16 protein-coding genes and 2 tRNA genes are annotated in these 15,548 nt (G+C 31.8%); all 18 read left to right on the forward strand.

What is annotated here, in order from left to right:
• Window positions 1-91 precede the first annotated feature (91 nt).
• The 18 genes from CD128_RS09510 (at window position 92) to CD128_RS09595 (ending at window position 15,395) form a co-directional block, all read left to right on the forward strand.
• The gene (locus CD128_RS09510; RefSeq protein WP_103329688.1) at window positions 92-1,162 is read left to right on the forward strand and encodes a D-alanine--D-alanine ligase; all 1,071 of its coding nucleotides are present in this window, start codon (window positions 92-94) and stop codon (window positions 1,160-1,162) included.
• Between the two features lie 15 nt (window positions 1,163-1,177).
• Window positions 1,178-2,533: a UDP-N-acetylmuramoyl-tripeptide--D-alanyl-D-alanine ligase gene (locus tag CD128_RS09515; RefSeq protein ID WP_103329689.1), complete on the forward strand. Its 1,356-nt coding sequence runs from the start codon at window positions 1,178-1,180 to the stop codon at window positions 2,531-2,533.
• Between the two features lie 268 nt (window positions 2,534-2,801).
• A complete protein-coding gene (gene cshA, locus CD128_RS09520; RefSeq protein WP_103329690.1) occupies window positions 2,802-4,313 on the forward strand; it encodes a degradosome RNA helicase CshA in 1,512 nt (503 codons plus the stop codon).
• Between the two features lie 162 nt (window positions 4,314-4,475).
• Window positions 4,476-4,955, forward strand: a complete 480-nt coding sequence (locus tag CD128_RS09525; RefSeq protein WP_103329691.1) for a PH domain-containing protein — start codon at window positions 4,476-4,478, stop codon at window positions 4,953-4,955.
• Window positions 4,948-6,474 (forward strand): PH domain-containing protein, encoded by a 1,527-nt coding sequence (locus CD128_RS09530; RefSeq protein ID WP_103329692.1) that lies wholly within the window; start codon window positions 4,948-4,950, stop codon window positions 6,472-6,474. The genes CD128_RS09525 and CD128_RS09530 overlap by 8 nt, the downstream gene beginning before the upstream one ends.
• Complete coding sequence (locus CD128_RS09535; RefSeq protein WP_103329693.1) at window positions 6,467-6,973, forward strand: PH domain-containing protein; 507 nt, start codon at window positions 6,467-6,469, stop codon at window positions 6,971-6,973. The genes CD128_RS09530 and CD128_RS09535 overlap by 8 nt, the downstream gene beginning before the upstream one ends.
• Window positions 6,974-6,982: 9 nt before the next feature.
• Complete coding sequence (gene acpS / locus CD128_RS09540; protein ID WP_103329694.1) at window positions 6,983-7,342, forward strand: holo-ACP synthase; 360 nt, start codon at window positions 6,983-6,985, stop codon at window positions 7,340-7,342.
• 95 nt (window positions 7,343-7,437) lie between these two features.
• Entirely contained in the window at window positions 7,438-8,586 is a 1,149-nt protein-coding gene (gene alr, locus CD128_RS09545; protein WP_103329695.1) for an alanine racemase, read from the forward strand.
• An 85-nt stretch (window positions 8,587-8,671) separates the two neighbouring features.
• Window positions 8,672-8,842 carry a type II toxin-antitoxin system antitoxin MazE gene (gene mazE, locus CD128_RS09550; RefSeq protein ID WP_103329696.1) on the forward strand — a complete coding sequence of 57 codons (171 nt, stop codon included), beginning with the start codon at window positions 8,672-8,674 and terminating at the stop codon, window positions 8,840-8,842.
• A complete protein-coding gene (locus tag CD128_RS09555; RefSeq protein ID WP_103329697.1) occupies window positions 8,839-9,201 on the forward strand; it encodes a type II toxin-antitoxin system PemK/MazF family toxin in 363 nt (120 codons plus the stop codon). The genes mazE and CD128_RS09555 overlap by 4 nt, the downstream gene beginning before the upstream one ends.
• Before the next feature lie 313 nt (window positions 9,202-9,514).
• Window positions 9,515-10,516, forward strand: coding sequence for a SpoIIE family protein phosphatase (locus tag CD128_RS09560; protein ID WP_103329698.1), 1,002 nt, complete (start codon window positions 9,515-9,517; stop codon window positions 10,514-10,516).
• A 91-nt stretch (window positions 10,517-10,607) separates the two neighbouring features.
• Window positions 10,608-10,934, forward strand: a complete 327-nt coding sequence (locus tag CD128_RS09565) for an anti-sigma factor antagonist (RefSeq protein ID WP_103329699.1) — start codon at window positions 10,608-10,610, stop codon at window positions 10,932-10,934.
• Between the two features lie 25 nt (window positions 10,935-10,959).
• Complete coding sequence (gene rsbW, locus CD128_RS09570; protein WP_231917296.1) at window positions 10,960-11,412, forward strand: anti-sigma B factor RsbW; 453 nt, start codon at window positions 10,960-10,962, stop codon at window positions 11,410-11,412.
• On the forward strand, window positions 11,387-12,157 hold the full coding sequence (gene sigB, locus CD128_RS09575) for an RNA polymerase sigma factor SigB (RefSeq protein ID WP_103329701.1): 771 nt from the start codon (window positions 11,387-11,389) through the stop codon (window positions 12,155-12,157). The genes rsbW and sigB overlap by 26 nt, the downstream gene beginning before the upstream one ends.
• A gap of 159 nt (window positions 12,158-12,316) precedes the next feature.
• Complete coding sequence (locus CD128_RS09580) at window positions 12,317-14,464, forward strand: Tex family protein (protein WP_103329702.1); 2,148 nt, start codon at window positions 12,317-12,319, stop codon at window positions 14,462-14,464.
• A complete protein-coding gene (locus CD128_RS09585; protein ID WP_103329703.1) occupies window positions 14,457-14,915 on the forward strand; it encodes a SprT family protein in 459 nt (152 codons plus the stop codon). The genes CD128_RS09580 and CD128_RS09585 overlap by 8 nt, the downstream gene beginning before the upstream one ends.
• A 303-nt stretch (window positions 14,916-15,218) precedes the next feature.
• Window positions 15,219-15,304: transfer RNA gene (locus CD128_RS09590), tRNA-Leu, on the forward strand.
• Window positions 15,305-15,321: 17 nt separating this feature from the next.
• Window positions 15,322-15,395, forward strand: a tRNA-Gly gene (locus CD128_RS09595).
• The last annotated feature ends 153 nt before the right edge of the window (window positions 15,396-15,548 follow it).

The following is a 15,548-nucleotide window of genomic DNA, read 5'->3' on the forward strand; positions in this document are numbered from 1 at the left end:
AATTTTTGAGAAATTAAAATTCTTAAGAAAAAAGTATTGTTTAAATTTATAACGCTTTTGTACTAATCTTTCTCAATGGAGGAAATTGAATATGGTAAAAGAAAATATTTGTATCGTATATGGTGGTAAAAGTGCTGAACATGATGTTTCGATTTTAACTGCGCAAAATGTATTAAATGCGATTGATAAAGACAAATATTTAGTAGATATTATTTATATCACTAATGACGGACAATGGAAGAAAAAAGATAATATAGTTGAAAAAATTGAATCAGTAGAAGAACTTCATTTATCAGATGTTGACGCTGGAGAAATCACGTTATTATTAAAAGAAAGTAGTAATGGCAACGCATATGACGCTGTATTCCCATTATTACACGGTCCAAACGGTGAAGACGGTACAATCCAAGGATTATTCGAAGTACTTGACTTACCTTACGTTGGAAATGGTGTATTAGCCGCTTCAAGTTCTATGGACAAATTAGTTATGAAACAATTATTTGAACATCGCGGATTACCTCAATTACCTTATATTAGCTTCTTAAGAAGTGAGTATGAAAAATATCAAGGTAATATCATTAAACTTGTTAATGATAAACTGACATACCCTGTCTTTGTAAAACCAGCTAACCTTGGTTCAAGTGTTGGAATTAGTAAATGTAACAACGAAGAAGAATTAAAAGCAGGTATTGCTGAAGCATTCCAATTTGACCGTAAATTAGTTATTGAACAAGGTATCAATGCACGTGAAGTTGAAGTAGCAGTCCTAGGTAACGATTATCCAGAAACGACATGGCCTGGCGAAGTTATCAAAGATGTTGCTTTCTATGATTATAAATCTAAATATAAAGATGGCAAAATTTCGTTACAAATTCCTGCAAAATTAGATGAAGAAGTTCAAACAACTTTAAGAAATATGGCACTTGAAGCCTTCAAAGCTACAGATTGTTCTGGTTTAGTGCGTGCAGATTTCTTTGTTACAGAAGATAATCAAATTTTCATAAATGAAACAAATGCAATGCCAGGTTTCACTGCATTTAGTATGTATCCAAGTCTTTGGGAGAACATGGGCTTATCTTACTCAGACTTAATCACTAAATTAATCGACTTAGCCAAAGAGCGTCACGAAGATAAAAAGAAAAATAAATACACAATCGATTAAGAGAGGAATTCATTTATGATAGAAGTTTCATTAAAAGACATTCAGAACTGGATATCTTGCGAAATAGATGATCAATACTTAAATCAAACTATCAAAGGTGTCACAATCGATTCACGTGCGATTAAAGAAGATATGCTATTTATTCCCTTTAAAGGAGAGAACGTTGACGGCCATCGTTTTGTAGCCCAAGCGTTGCAAGATGGGGCCGGAGCTTCTTTTTATGAAAAAGGGCATGATATTGACGCAAACATTAGCGGACCAATTATTTGGGTGGAAGATACACTAACTGCGTTACAACAATTAGCGAAAGCTTATTTAAAACATGTTAATCCTAAAGTTATCGGGGTGACAGGATCAAATGGTAAAACGACTACGAAAGATATGATTGAAAGTGTCTTACATACTGAATTCAAAGTTAAAAAGACGCAAGGCAATTATAATAACGAAATTGGTTTACCATTAACTATCTTAGAATTAGATAAAGATACACAAATTTCAATTCTAGAGATGGGTATGTCAGGTTTCCATGAAATCGAATTATTATCAACGATAGCTGAGCCAGACATCGCTGTGATTACAAATATCGGTGAGTCACATATGCAAGATTTAGGATCACGCGAAGGTATCGCTAAAGCTAAATCAGAAATTACGATTGGACTTAAAGAGGGTGGCACATTTATCTATGACGGTGATGAACCACTGTTAGTGCCTCACGTTGAGACAGTTAAAAACGCTAAATTAATTAGCATCGGCTTAAATTCGGATAATGTATTAGTATGTGAAGTGAAAAATAGTAAAAATGATGGTATCGCATTTGATATTAATGGAAAAGAACATTACGAATTACCTATTTTAGGTATTCATAATATGAAGAATGCTGCTATCGCGATCGCTATTGGTCATGAACTTGGATTGGATTATGAAACAATTCAACGTAATATTAATAATGTTCAACTGACGGGAATGCGTATGGAACGTCATGTCACTGATGATGACATCACAGTGATTAATGATGCTTATAATGCGAGCCCTACAAGTATGAAAGCGGCCATTGATACATTGAGTAATATGGATGGACGTAAAATCTTAGTACTTGCCGACTCATTAGAGTTAGGTGAGAATAGCCAACGTATGCATGAAGAGGTTGGTGCGCACCTTAAAGATAAAGGTATTCATACGCTACTTACTTACGGCACAGATGCTAAATTTATTAGCGATGTAGGTGGTCAGTTTGTTGAAAATGTGGCACACTTCTCAGACAAAGATGAATTAACAGTTTATTTAAAATCTCATTTAGTACCTCAAGATAAAGTCTTAGTTAAAGGCTCAAGAGGAAATAAACTTGAAGATGTGGTAAATCAAATTATTTAATTATCATTATATATATATGCTTTTCTAACAAGCCATTGTGGATGTTTAAAATCGCACAATGGTTTGTTTTTTATGCCCTTTTCCAAAAAAGAAGCTAAAAAATGTAAACGCTATTATAAAGAAATGAGTTATATATTGAAAGAAAGTAAGAAATTGCTTTATTGCGATAAATATTTTTAGGTGGTACTATATAGAAGTTGACGTAATAAGAGGACCTTATATACACAGACGTATATTGATAAAAAAGTTAGTTTAAAGGAGAATTATATTGCAAAATTTTAAAGAATTAGGGATTTCGGATAAAACGGTTGAAACCCTTGAAGCAATGGGGTTTAAGGAACCTACACCGATTCAAAAAGAAAGTATCCCTTACACATTAGAAGGAAGAGACATCCTTGGACAAGCTCAAACTGGTACAGGTAAAACAGGCGCTTTCGGGATTCCTTTAATTGAAAAAGTAGTTGGTAAATCAGGCGTTCAAGCTTTGATCTTAGCACCAACTCGAGAATTAGCTATGCAAGTAGCAGAACAGTTACGCGAATTTAGTCGTGGACAAAATGTACAGGTTGTTACAGTATTTGGTGGTATGCCAATCGATAGGCAAATTAAAGCGTTAAAACGCGGACCACAAATCGTAGTAGGTACACCTGGTCGTGTGATTGACCATTTAAATCGTCGTACACTTAAAACAAATGATATTCATACATTAATCTTGGATGAAGCGGATGAAATGATGAACATGGGCTTCATTGATGATATGAGATTTATTATGGATAAAATTCCAGCTGAACAACGCCAAACAATGTTATTCTCAGCTACAATGCCTAAAGCAATTCAAACTTTAGTACAACAATTTATGAAATCTCCACAAATTGTTAAGACAATGAATAATGAAATGTCTGATCCACAAATTGATGAATACTACACAATCGTAAAAGAACTTGAGAAATTCGATACTTTTACAAACTTCTTAGATGTTCACCAACCTGAATTAGCAATTGTCTTCGGTAGAACAAAACGCCGTGTTGATGAATTAACAAGTGCTTTATTATCTAAAGGTTATAAAGCTGAAGGTTTACACGGAGATATCACTCAAGCGAAACGTTTAGAAGTATTAAAGAAATTTAAAAATGACCAAATTGATATTTTAGTAGCGACTGACGTTGCTGCACGTGGTCTTGATATTTCAGGCGTAAGTCACGTTTATAACTTCGATATTCCTCAAGATACTGAAAGCTATACGCACAGAATTGGCCGTACTGGTCGTGCAGGTAAAGAAGGTATCGCCGTTACATTTGTTAACCCAATTGAAATGGATTACATCCGCCAAATTGAAGAAGTGAACGGTAGAAGAATGAATGCATTAAGACCTCCGCATCGTAAAGAAGTGCTTAAAGCGCGTGAAGAAGATATTAAAGATAAAGTTAAAAACTGGATGTCACGTAAAAGTGAAGCACGTCTAAAACGCATTTCAAGTGAATTATTAGATGAATATGATAGCACTGAATTAGTTGCATCATTATTACAAGAATTAGTTGAAGCGAACGATGAAGTTGAAGTTCAATTAACTTTTGAAAAGCCTTTAGCACGTAAAAGCCGTCAAGGTAAAGGAAATAATTCTCGCCGTGGTGGTAAACGTAATAATAAATTCGATAATAAAAACAAACGTTCAAAAGGTAACTTCAATAAGAAAAAAGGTAAGAAATCAGATCGTCGCGACAGACAAGATAAAGGTAAACCATCTATGAAAGCTCGTACGTTCGCAGATTTACAAAAATAGAATTTTATGTATCGTCTAAAACACCTCAATGAGTTGAGGTGTTTTTTGCATGAAAAAATATATAAAGAAAGCATAATGTACAGTTGGAAAATGTATATTAAAGTAATCATATAGAATTAAATCAGTATGATATAATTAAGAAAAATTGCAAAGGAGTTTATGATGAAGTTAGAAGATTCATTTCATAAAAGCCCTAAAAATGCATATGCTATTCATTGGATATGGAGTGGTGTTACCTTCCTAATTGAGTTGATTATATTAGGTGCTTTGTATTCAATGTGGAACTATTTTAATTGGTATCACTTTATTTTCTACATTTTAATCTTCTTATTTGTTTTAAGTTGTCTTCGTTTAGTCATACAACCGTATGTGCGTTATCGTTTCCATTATTATAGTGTCGATGCTAAAAATGTCGAAGTTAAATCTATGTTTATTTTTAAGCATCATCAAATGACTAAAATTGAAAGATTACAATATCTTCAAATTAAAACTAATCCATTGTTAAAAGCTTTTCATCTTAATACTGTCGTATTTGTCACAGCAGGACACGAAGTGAAATTACCTTTAATGTCTGAAGTACAGGCAGAGTATTTATCACAACATATTCTAGAAGCATTGAGAGGTGCAGATTCTGATGTATAGTCCTCAAAAGTTGCATCCTATTTCATATGTAGATGGTTTAATTAAAGTTATAAAACAAAATATAATTCCTTTTCTTATATTTGTAGTGTTTAATAGCTGGGATTTTGATTTTACAAATATAAGAAATTATATTAGTCCAGCTATATTTTTCCTCATCTTTCTAGTTACTTTTACTCATCACTTTTTAGAAGTATATGTAACACGATACTGGATAGAAGATGAGCATTTTATAGTGACATCTGGGTGGATAAATAAAAAACGTAAAGAATTGAACTTAAGTAGAATTCAGTCGCTAGACACTACTCAAGGATTAATCAATCAAATTGTTGGTGGTGTGAGTTTACAAATTAAAACACCAAGTGATGGGATAGAGCTAGCTACTATTTCAAAAAAACAGAGCAACTTAATTGAAAAAACGATTCGCGAACGTCAATTACAAATGAAAGAAGACAAGAATGAAGAAGTTATAAAAAGTGAACATAGTGTAGTTGAGGAGCAACCTATTCAAAATACTGATAACGTTGCTTCTAGTACAATACAAAACGAATCAACTATTTATAAAATGTCATTGCGTTCCTTATTGCTTATGGCTATGACGAGTGGTGCTATCGGGGTAGCTTTAGCAACAGTGTCACCTATACTAGGAGCATTTCATGAGATGATTCCATGGGAAAAGTGGACATCTAACCTTTGGCACTGGATTAATTCAGTATTATTTATTGTGTTGTTTATAGTTGGAGTCGTGTTATTAGTTAGTTACATCATAGGAACATTTATTACAATCGTTCGATATTATAATTACACGGTTACACAACAGAACAGTCAACTTAAAATTAGTTATGGTCTATTAAATGTAAAAAATATTACTGTACCTACTAATAGATTGCAAGCTGTCCTTGAGAAACAATCTTTTCTAAGAAAGTTATTCGGTTATACGTCCATACACTTTATTATTACTAGTGATTTAGATATCACTTCAGAAGAAGACGCTAGTGATAATGGTAAAATTATGATCTTACCGTTCATTAAACGAAAAGAGGCTTATCAAATTATTAAATCACTTGTTCCAGAAATGCAATTTAATGGTGTAAAAAGTGATATGCCGTGGCGTGGTTACCACAGACATTTCTTAATACCTAGCATAGTTTTACTAATAGCAGCTGGCATTGGGACTTATTTCTGGAGCGCTTGGAGTATTCTTATAGCTGTATTGGTTATTGGCTTAATGGCATTGCACGCTTATGTTTATATTCGCGCTGCAGGATTAAATTTCAAAAATGATGAAATTGCACTTCGTGAAATAAATACATTTAGTTTCAATACATATTATTTCAAAACGGATAAGATTATTGGCATGGAAACTAAACAACACCCATTCCTTGAAAGAGCACATTTAGGAAATATTGGTTTTCTAATTGCTAAAGGCTCAGATTTTGAAGAGATGAAGTTGAAGTTTGTAGATGACGATAAAGTGAATCAATATGTAAATGGCTATTTACGAGGTGAGTACAATGAATGAATATAAATATATGCATGAGAATGGACCTAAAGTAATGCGACTAGCTGCGTTAATTACATTTTTTATATTTTTATTAATAATAAGTGTTGTAACTTATTTAGATATTGCTTATATGCATCTAATGAGTCCAGTTTGGACGATTGCATTAGCACTTGGTATTTTAATTTTATTTATCATTTGTTTTGTATTTGGTGTTCCATTTTTAAAATATAAAAACTTTCATTATTATTATAAAGATAATGAAATTTATATAAGAAAAGGGATTATCTTTATAAAAACGACCATCATTCCTTTCTACAGAATACAAAATATCGATATTGAAGAAGGGTATCTCATGAGAAAATACCACTTAGCCAGTTTACATTTATCAACTGCTGGGGGAGATGCCGAAATTGAATTAATTAATAAAGAGGAAGCTTCAAAATTAAAAGAAATTCTTCAACTTAAGAAAGTAAATGAAAGTGAAGAATTAGATGAAGAAATACAAAATGTGAAGTGAGGATAAGCTATGATTTATGGGCTTGGAGTCGATTTGATTGAAATAGATCGTATAGAAAGAGTATATCGAAAACAACTAAATAAGTTAGTCGAACGTATATTAACTACGCAAGAACAAGAAAAATTTAATTCATTCAAAAGTGAAAAAAGAAAAATAGAATTTTTAGCAGGACGTTTTGCTACAAAAGAAGCTTTTAGCAAAGCGCTAGGCACAGGTTTAGGTAAAACTGTAGCTTTCAATAATATTAATTGCTATAACGATGAAAAAGGAAAACCGTGTATTGAATATCCTAACTTTATCGTTCATGTTTCTATTACACATACTGAAAATTATGCAATGAGCCAAGTTATATTAGAAAAGCAAGATTAACAGTACTATAATGAATAATACAAATTAAAGTTATATAGATTTTAGTAATCAAATTTTATTGACGAATAAATCTAAAGTGTTGAGGAGGACTTCTTATGTCAGACAAATTTTATAGAGCAACCTATTTAAACGTAGATTTAGACGCTATTCAAGACAATTATCATACTATTTCTGAAATGCATCCGAATAAAACAGTAATACCAGTCGTAAAAGCAAATAGTTATGGATTAGGCAGTGTTAAAATTGCGCAATACTTAATGCAACAAGATGCTAATTTCTTTGCAGTGGCAACATTAGATGAGGCGATTGAATTGCGTATGCATGGTATTAGTGCACAAATCTTAATATTAGGTGTTATTCCATTAGAAGATATTAATAAAGCAATTCAACATCGTGTTGCTTTAACTGTTCCTTCTAAAAAATGGTTAACAAGTGCAATGCGTTTAATTAATGAAGACAATCAAAAACGTTTATGGTTACATGTAAAATTAGATACAGGCATGGGAAGATTAGGTATTAAAACTCAGGAAGAATATCAAGACGTTATAAATACTATTCAAGAATCCGATAATCTAGTATTTGAAGGTGTGTATACTCATTTTGCTAATGCAGATGAGCCAGGCGATTCAATGGATGATCAATACGCTTTATTTGAAAAATTGGTTAACAACGCACCTAAACCTAAGTATATTCATGCACAAAATTCAGCGGGTTCACTATTGAGAGACTGTGAATTATGTAATGCACTAAGATTAGGTATATCTCTTTATGGTTATTACCCATCAAATTATGTAAAAAGTATTGTTCAAACTAAGTTAAAGCCTAGCGCTCAATTAACGACTGAAGTAGTACAAACGAAATATTTAAATCCTGGAGAATCAGTAAGTTATGGTAGCACATATACTGCCACTGAAAATATAAAAATAGCTATTTTACCAATTGGATATGCTGATGGATATTTGAGATCAATGCAAGGTGCGACTGTAAATATCAATAATCAGCAGTGTGAAATTATAGGTAGGGTATGCATGGACCAAACTATCGTTAAAGTGCCTGACGAAGTTCAAGAAGGGGACAAAGTAGTTTTACTTGATAATCAATTTGATACGCCTCAATCTGTTGAAGCTCTAGCGGACAAGCAAAATACGATAAGCTATGAAGTCTTATGTAATTTTGGAAGACGTGTACCTCGCATATATTATATAAATAACCAAAAATATGTAACAAATGAATTATTAAAATAGTATAGTCACTAGATATAAAATTTGTTATTATAAAATTAAATAAAGGTTTATTATGTTTATTTGGTATCCGATGGAGGTTCATAGTATGTTAACTTTTAATCAGAATAGAAGCCACAGTCTCGAACAATCTTTAAAAGAAGGCTATGTGCAAATGGCCGATTTAAACCTCTCCCTAGCAACAGAAGCTTTTCATTTAGAATGTGAAGCTTGTGATTGTAACGAATCGTACATCACTTCGAATTATAAAAGTGAATGATTAGAAGAGGCGATGTATATTTAGCTGATTTGTCACCAGTACAGGGATCTGAACAAGGGGGAGTAAGACCTGTAGTTATCATTCAAAATGATACTGGTAATAAATATAGTCCTACCGTAATTGTCGCTGCAATTACGGGAAGGATTAATAAAGCCAAAATACCAACACACGTAGAAATTGAGAAACAAAAATATCGATTGGATAGAGATTCAGTTATTCTACTTGAACAAATTCGTACTTTAGATAAAAAAAGATTGAAAGAAAAATTAACTTATTTATCTGAAGAAAAAATGAAAGAAGTAGATGAAGCTTTAGATATCAGTTTAGGGTTACATGAGGTTCGACCTCAAAAAACTTGAGTTTTTTATGTATTTACCAAGTATACGTTTAACAAATTGTTAAATATAAAAGCGTTAGTATAATGATTAATTGATTTTCTTCAAAATTGCAATTATAGGTTATCATTACCTACAAAATAGTATATTTATATTAATACTATTGAATTGATGACTTAAGTTGTTGACTTTAGGTAATTCCTAAAGTCTTTTTTAAATAGTAGTATTTTTTTGGAATAAATTAAATAATTCATTAATAAAATTAGTGAATAAATTCAATTAATATTAACAACATTAAAATTTAAGTAATGCAACTATGAAGTAAGGAGGCAGATTCGTGGAAGAATTTAAAAAACACTATAAACTACTTATAGATGAAAGCTTGGTTACAAAAGATAAAAAACGATTTCTAGAAAAGTGTCATGATTTTACGGATGAAGTAATCAAAAAAGATATTCTGCCTGAAGATGTAGTTAAAATACATAAGTCGTATGTTTCTTCTTTACAACTTAAAGAATCTCAATTGCTTGAAACACTTGACATCTTACAAGAGGTAGTTAAAGGCTTTGGGTATAGCTATAGAGATTACCAAAAGTTAGTAAATAAAATGCAATTCCACGATAAAGAGATTGATTTAGCCTCTAGGCTTCAACAAACGATGTTGAAAACAGATATTCCTCAATTCGATAGCATTCAAATTGGCGTTATTTCAGTAGCAGCACAAAAAGTAAGTGGAGATTATTTCAATTTAATTGATCATAGAGATGGGACGATGAGCTTTGCAGTAGCTGACGTTATTGGTAAAGGGATTCCTGCCGCTTTAGCCATGAGTATGATTAAATTCGGAATGGATTCTTACGGACACTCGCAATTACCAAGCGATGGGCTTAAAAGATTAAACCGAGTAGTAGAAAAGAACGTTAACCAAAATATGTTCGTTACTATGTTTTATGGTTTATATGAAGAAATGAATCATCTATTATATTGTAGTTCGGCTGGGCATGAACCTGGTTATGTGTATCGTGCAGAAACTGAAACATTTGAAGAAATAGATGTAAGAGGACGCGTTTTAGGTGTAAGTCAACATACTCGTTATAGCCAACAAGAGATTCAAATATGTCTAGATGATCTTGTCATTATATTTACAGATGGCGTAACGGAAGCACGTAATTCTGACGGAGAATTTATTACGAAAGAAACATTACTTAATTTAATACGTAAATATAAACATATGCATCCACAAGATATTGTACAAATCTTATATGAAGCTATACTAAAAGTGCAAAATCCTAATAAACGTGATGATATGACAATATTAATTATTAAACGCGTAAATTAGATATTAAATTTTTTGGTTATATTATAATAGTAATGGGTATATTATGTAGAGTATACATATTTGTAAAGATAAAGAGTAGGAGTGTCAAACTATGAACCTTAATATAGAGTCGATAACACATGATGAATATTATGAAGTTATCGTAGCAGGAGAATTAGACGTTTACACAGTGCCAGAACTTGAAGAGGTGCTTGTTCCAATGCGTCAAGAAGGTACACATGATATTCATGTTAATTTAACAAATGTAAGTTATATGGATTCAACAGGTTTAGGTTTATTTGTAGGAACATTAAAAGCGTTAAATCAAAATGGTAAGGAATTATATATCTTTGGAGCATCAGATAGAATTAGTAGATTATTTGATATCACTGGCTTAAAAGACTTAATGCACGTTAATGAAGGAACGGAGGTAGATTAACTTGCCTAAAAATGATTATATTGAAATGAAACTACCTGCCTCTGCAGAATATGTCAGTTTGATTCGTTTAACATTATCAGGTGTATTTTCAAGAGCCGGAGCTTCATATGATGATATTGAAGATTCTAAAATTGCTGTAAGTGAAGCGGTTACAAATGCAGTTAAACATGCATACAAAAATGATGAAACAAATGGTATGATTAATATATGTTTTGAAATATTTGATGATAAAATTAAAATCATCATTTCCGATCAAGGTGAAAGTTTTGATTACGAAACTACTAAGTCTCAATTAGGGCCTTATACCGAAAATGAAAATATAGACTTTTTACGTGAAGGCGGTTTAGGATTATTTTTAATCGAATCGTTGATGGACGAAGTAAAAGTTTTCAAAGAATCTGGTGTAACAATCAGCATGATTAAGTATATAAAAAAAGAGCAGGTGCCAAATAATGACGAAAGAGTCGAAATCAGTTAATGATGTATCACCTGAACAAATTAACCAATGGATTAAAGAACACCAAGAAAACGCTAATACAAACGCTCAAGATAGACTTGTAGCACATTATCGCAAGTTAATTGAATCTTTAGCTTATAAATATTCAAAAGGACAATCACATCACGAAGATTTAGTTCAAGTTGGTATGGTTGGTTTAATAGGTGCTATTAACAGGTTTGATTTATCTTTTGATCGCAAATTTGAAGCATTCTTAGTACCAACCGTTATTGGTGAGATTAAAAGATATTTAAGAGATAAAACTTGGAGCGTCCATGTTCCACGAAGAATTAAAGAAATTGGGCCGAGAATTAAAAAAGTGAGTGATGAACTAACAAACGAACTTGAACGTTCTCCCTCAATTGCTGAGATTGCTCAGCGTTTAGAAGTTTCTGACGAAGAAGTTCTAGAAGCTATGGAAATGGGCCAAAGTTATAATGCTCTAAGTGTAGATCATTCAATAGAAGCAGATAAAGATGGTTCGACTGTAACGCTATTAGACATCATGGGGCAACAAGATGATAATTACGATTTAACAGAAAAACGTATGATTCTTGAACGCATATTACCGATTTTATCTGATAGGGAACGAGAAATTATTCAATGTACATTCATTGAAGGATTAAGTCAAAAAGAAACTGGCGAGCGTATTGGCCTTAGCCAAATGCACGTTTCAAGGTTACAGCGAACAGCAATTAAAAAATTACAACAAGCTGCCAAACAATAATTCAATATTAATAATATAGAAGACTATCAGGTATCTATCTTGATAGTCTTTTAATTATAAGTAAAGTAAGAAAACAATTGTGAAAAACTGTTTAAATAAAATGATTGTTTATTATATGCTAAAATTGAAAATGAAATTTTGAAAAAGTGTGGTTATATAATGGATAAAAACTTAATTGATGAAATAGTTGCAAAATATCAATTTTCAGAAAAACAAGTTAAAGCTGTATTACAACTCTTAGAAGAAAATAATACAGTTCCTTTTATTGCTAGATACAGAAAAGAAGCTACTGGAGGACTAGATGAAGTCCAAATTAAACAAATTTCTGAGGAATATCAATATGTAGCGAATTTACAAAAGAGAAAAGAAGAAGTTATACATAATATTGAGCAACAAGGTTTATTAACTGATGAACTTAAACAAGATATCTTAAAGCAAACTAAGTTGCAAAGGGTAGAAGATTTATATAGACCTTATAAACAGAAAAAGAAAACGAGAGCAACAGAAGCAAAACGTAAAGGACTTGAACCTTTTGCTAAATGGATTATCGAAGGAAAAGGTTCTGATATTGGTCAACAAGCAACGCAATATTTAAACGAAGAAGTAGAAACAAGTCAAGATGCAATAGCAGGTGCGCAAGATATTATCGCCGAGCATATTTCTGATAATCCTAAATATCGTAACCGAATCTTAAAAGATGTCTATCATCAAGGTCAAATTACTACTTCTAAAAAGAAAAAAGCGGAAGATGAAAAAGAAACATATGCGATGTATTATGATTACTCTGAACCTATTAAGCGCGTAGCTAATCACAGAGTTTTAGCTATGAACCGTGGTGAAAAAGAGAAAGTATTAACCGTAAAAATTGAATTTGATACGTCACATATTGAAACGTTTATTGAGAAAAATGAAGTTAAATCTACAAATCCTCAATTACAATATATAAAAGAAGCAATTCAAGATAGTTTGAAGCGTTTAATTATGCCTTCAATAGAACGTGAAATTCGAGGAGATCTAACTGTAAAAGCTGAAAATCATGCAATCGAAGTATTCAGTGAAAATCTAAAAAATTTATTACTACAACCTCCTATGAAAGGAAAACAAATTCTAGGTGTCGATCCAGCTTTCAGAACAGGATGTAAACTCGCAGTTATCAATCCATTTGGAACATTTGTAGCGAAAAGCGTTATCTATCCACATCCTCCAAAAGCGAAAGTTCAAGAAGCTGAAAAAGAATTAACACGTATCATTAAAGAGAACGGAGTAGAATTAATTGCAATTGGTAACGGAACAGCAAGCCGTGAAACAGAACAATTTGTAGCAAATGTCATTAAAAAATATAATTTAAAAGCACAGTTTATTATAGTTAATGAAGCGGGTGCTTCAGTTTATTCTGCTTCTGAAGTGGCTAGATCAGAGTTTCCTGATTTCCAAGTAGAAGAGAGAAGTGCTGTTTCAATCGGAAGACGTGTACAAGATCCATTAAGTGAATTAGTTAAAATTGATCCTAAATCTATTGGAGTAGGTCAATATCAACACGACGTGAATCAAAAAGAATTAGAAAATGCATTAACATTCGTTGTTGAAACAGCGGTTAACCAAGTTGGCGTAGATGTTAACACTGCTTCTAAATCATTACTTCAATACGTTTCTGGATTATCAGGTGCAATAGCTCAAAATATTATTGATTATCGTGAAGAAAATGGGGCTATAAAACATAATAAAGAAATTAGTAAAGTTAAACGATTAGGTGCTAAGACATTTGAACAAAGTATCGGATTCTTAAGAATAGTAAATGGGACAGAACCTTTAGATAATACATCAATTCACCCAGAAAGTTATGCGGCAACATATAACTTGTTAGAAAGTTTAAATTTATCTATATCTGACTTAGGCTCTGAAAAGTTAAAACAAGAACTATCAAACATCAATGTAGAAAATACTGCTACTAAACTAGAATTAGGAATTCCAACATTAGAAGATATTATTAAATCATTAATGGCACCAAACCGTGACCCACGCGATGAATATGAGACACCAATATTAAAATCTGATGTGTTATCAATTGAAGATTTAACAGAAGGTATGAAACTAAGCGGTACGGTTAGAAACGTAGTAGACTTTGGTGCTTTTGTAGATATAGGCGTAAAACAAGATGGTTTAGTCCATGTTTCAAAATTATCAAAGAAATTTGTAAAAAATCCTATGGATATTGTAAGCGTAGGAGATATAGTTGACGTGTGGATTTTAAATATTGATAAAACTAAAGATAAAGTTGCGTTAACTATGATTAATCCTAATGAATAATAAAGATTTACAACGATTAGTTGAAACGATTTCTCTTGAAAAATTTAATAGGAGATTTAAACATAATGCCTATTTCAATAAAAGGTTAAGAACTACAGGTGGTAGATATTTGTTGTCGTCTCATAATATTGAAATAAATCCTAAACAATATGAAAGATATGGAAGAGAAGCACTTGTTGATATCATTAAACATGAATTATGTCATTACCATTTACATTTACTAGGTATAGGATATAAACATCGAGATGAGGACTTTAAAAGATTAAGCGAAAAAGTTGAAGCACCTCGTTATTGTAAGGCACTAGAAAGCTATGATCAAAGAGCAAATTATATTTATATATGTGTATCTTGTGGAAGTGAATATTTAAGAATTAAAAAAGTAGATATTAATAGAATGAGATGCGGTAAATGTGGTGGCAAGTTAAAACTGAAAAAATATCTTAAAAGATGAAAGGTATAAAATAGTTCTAGTAATATAAAGATAATAGTTGGAATATAATAGGAATGGCATTTAAAGCACTTTATCATTGGTAAATAACATTGATAAAGTGCTTTGAACTTTTATGGATTAGGTATTGACTTCAATAGAATAAGCATGTATTATATATATCGTTGCTTTAATAAAAGCGCTAAACATTAAAAGTTAGTAAATTTATTTAAAATAATGTTAAAAAAGTATTGACTTTTGATTACAAAAGAATTACAATAATTATTGTTCTCGATAATTAATAAATATTAATTATGCGTTTTGCCAGCGGTCGTGGCGGAATGGCAGACGCGCTAGGTTGAGGGCCTAGTGGGAGAAATCCCGTGGAGGTTCAAGTCCTCTCGGCCGCACCAAATAATAAATTAAATATGCGGGTGTAGTTTAATGGCAAAACCTCAGCCTTCCAAGCTGATGTTGTGGGTTCGATTCCCATCACCCGCTCCATTAATAAAATGAACATTGAAAACTGAATGACAATATGTCAACGTTAATTCCAATAAATGTAACTGTAAGTTACAAACACTATTTAGTTTTATGAGCTAATCAAACATCATAAATTTTTATGGAGAGTTTGATCCTGGCTCAGGATGAACGCTG

This window comes from Staphylococcus croceilyticus (assembly GCF_002902575.1).
Taxonomy (GTDB): domain Bacteria; phylum Bacillota; class Bacilli; order Staphylococcales; family Staphylococcaceae; genus Staphylococcus; species Staphylococcus croceilyticus.

Coding starts and splice junctions, on each gene's coding strand:
- CD128_RS09510 (WP_103329688.1), top strand. CDS start 92: ATGGTAAAAGAAAATATTTGTATCGTATATGGTGGTAAAAGTGCTGAA.
- CD128_RS09515 (WP_103329689.1), top strand. CDS start 1,178: ATGATAGAAGTTTCATTAAAAGACATTCAGAACTGGATATCTTGCGAA.
- CD128_RS09525 (WP_103329691.1), top strand. CDS start 4,476: ATGAAGTTAGAAGATTCATTTCATAAAAGCCCTAAAAATGCATATGCT.
- CD128_RS09530 (WP_103329692.1), top strand. CDS start 4,948: ATGTATAGTCCTCAAAAGTTGCATCCTATTTCATATGTAGATGGTTTA.
- CD128_RS09535 (WP_103329693.1), top strand. CDS start 6,467: ATGAATGAATATAAATATATGCATGAGAATGGACCTAAAGTAATGCGA.
- acpS (WP_103329694.1), top strand. CDS start 6,983: ATGATTTATGGGCTTGGAGTCGATTTGATTGAAATAGATCGTATAGAA.
- alr (WP_103329695.1), top strand. CDS start 7,438: ATGTCAGACAAATTTTATAGAGCAACCTATTTAAACGTAGATTTAGAC.
- mazE (WP_103329696.1), top strand. CDS start 8,672: ATGTTAACTTTTAATCAGAATAGAAGCCACAGTCTCGAACAATCTTTA.
- CD128_RS09555 (WP_103329697.1), top strand. CDS start 8,839: ATGATTAGAAGAGGCGATGTATATTTAGCTGATTTGTCACCAGTACAG.
- CD128_RS09565 (WP_103329699.1), top strand. CDS start 10,608: ATGAACCTTAATATAGAGTCGATAACACATGATGAATATTATGAAGTT.
- rsbW (WP_231917296.1), top strand. CDS start 10,960: ATGAAACTACCTGCCTCTGCAGAATATGTCAGTTTGATTCGTTTAACA.
- sigB (WP_103329701.1), top strand. CDS start 11,387: ATGACGAAAGAGTCGAAATCAGTTAATGATGTATCACCTGAACAAATT.
- CD128_RS09580 (WP_103329702.1), top strand. CDS start 12,317: ATGGATAAAAACTTAATTGATGAAATAGTTGCAAAATATCAATTTTCA.
- CD128_RS09585 (WP_103329703.1), top strand. CDS start 14,457: ATGAATAATAAAGATTTACAACGATTAGTTGAAACGATTTCTCTTGAA.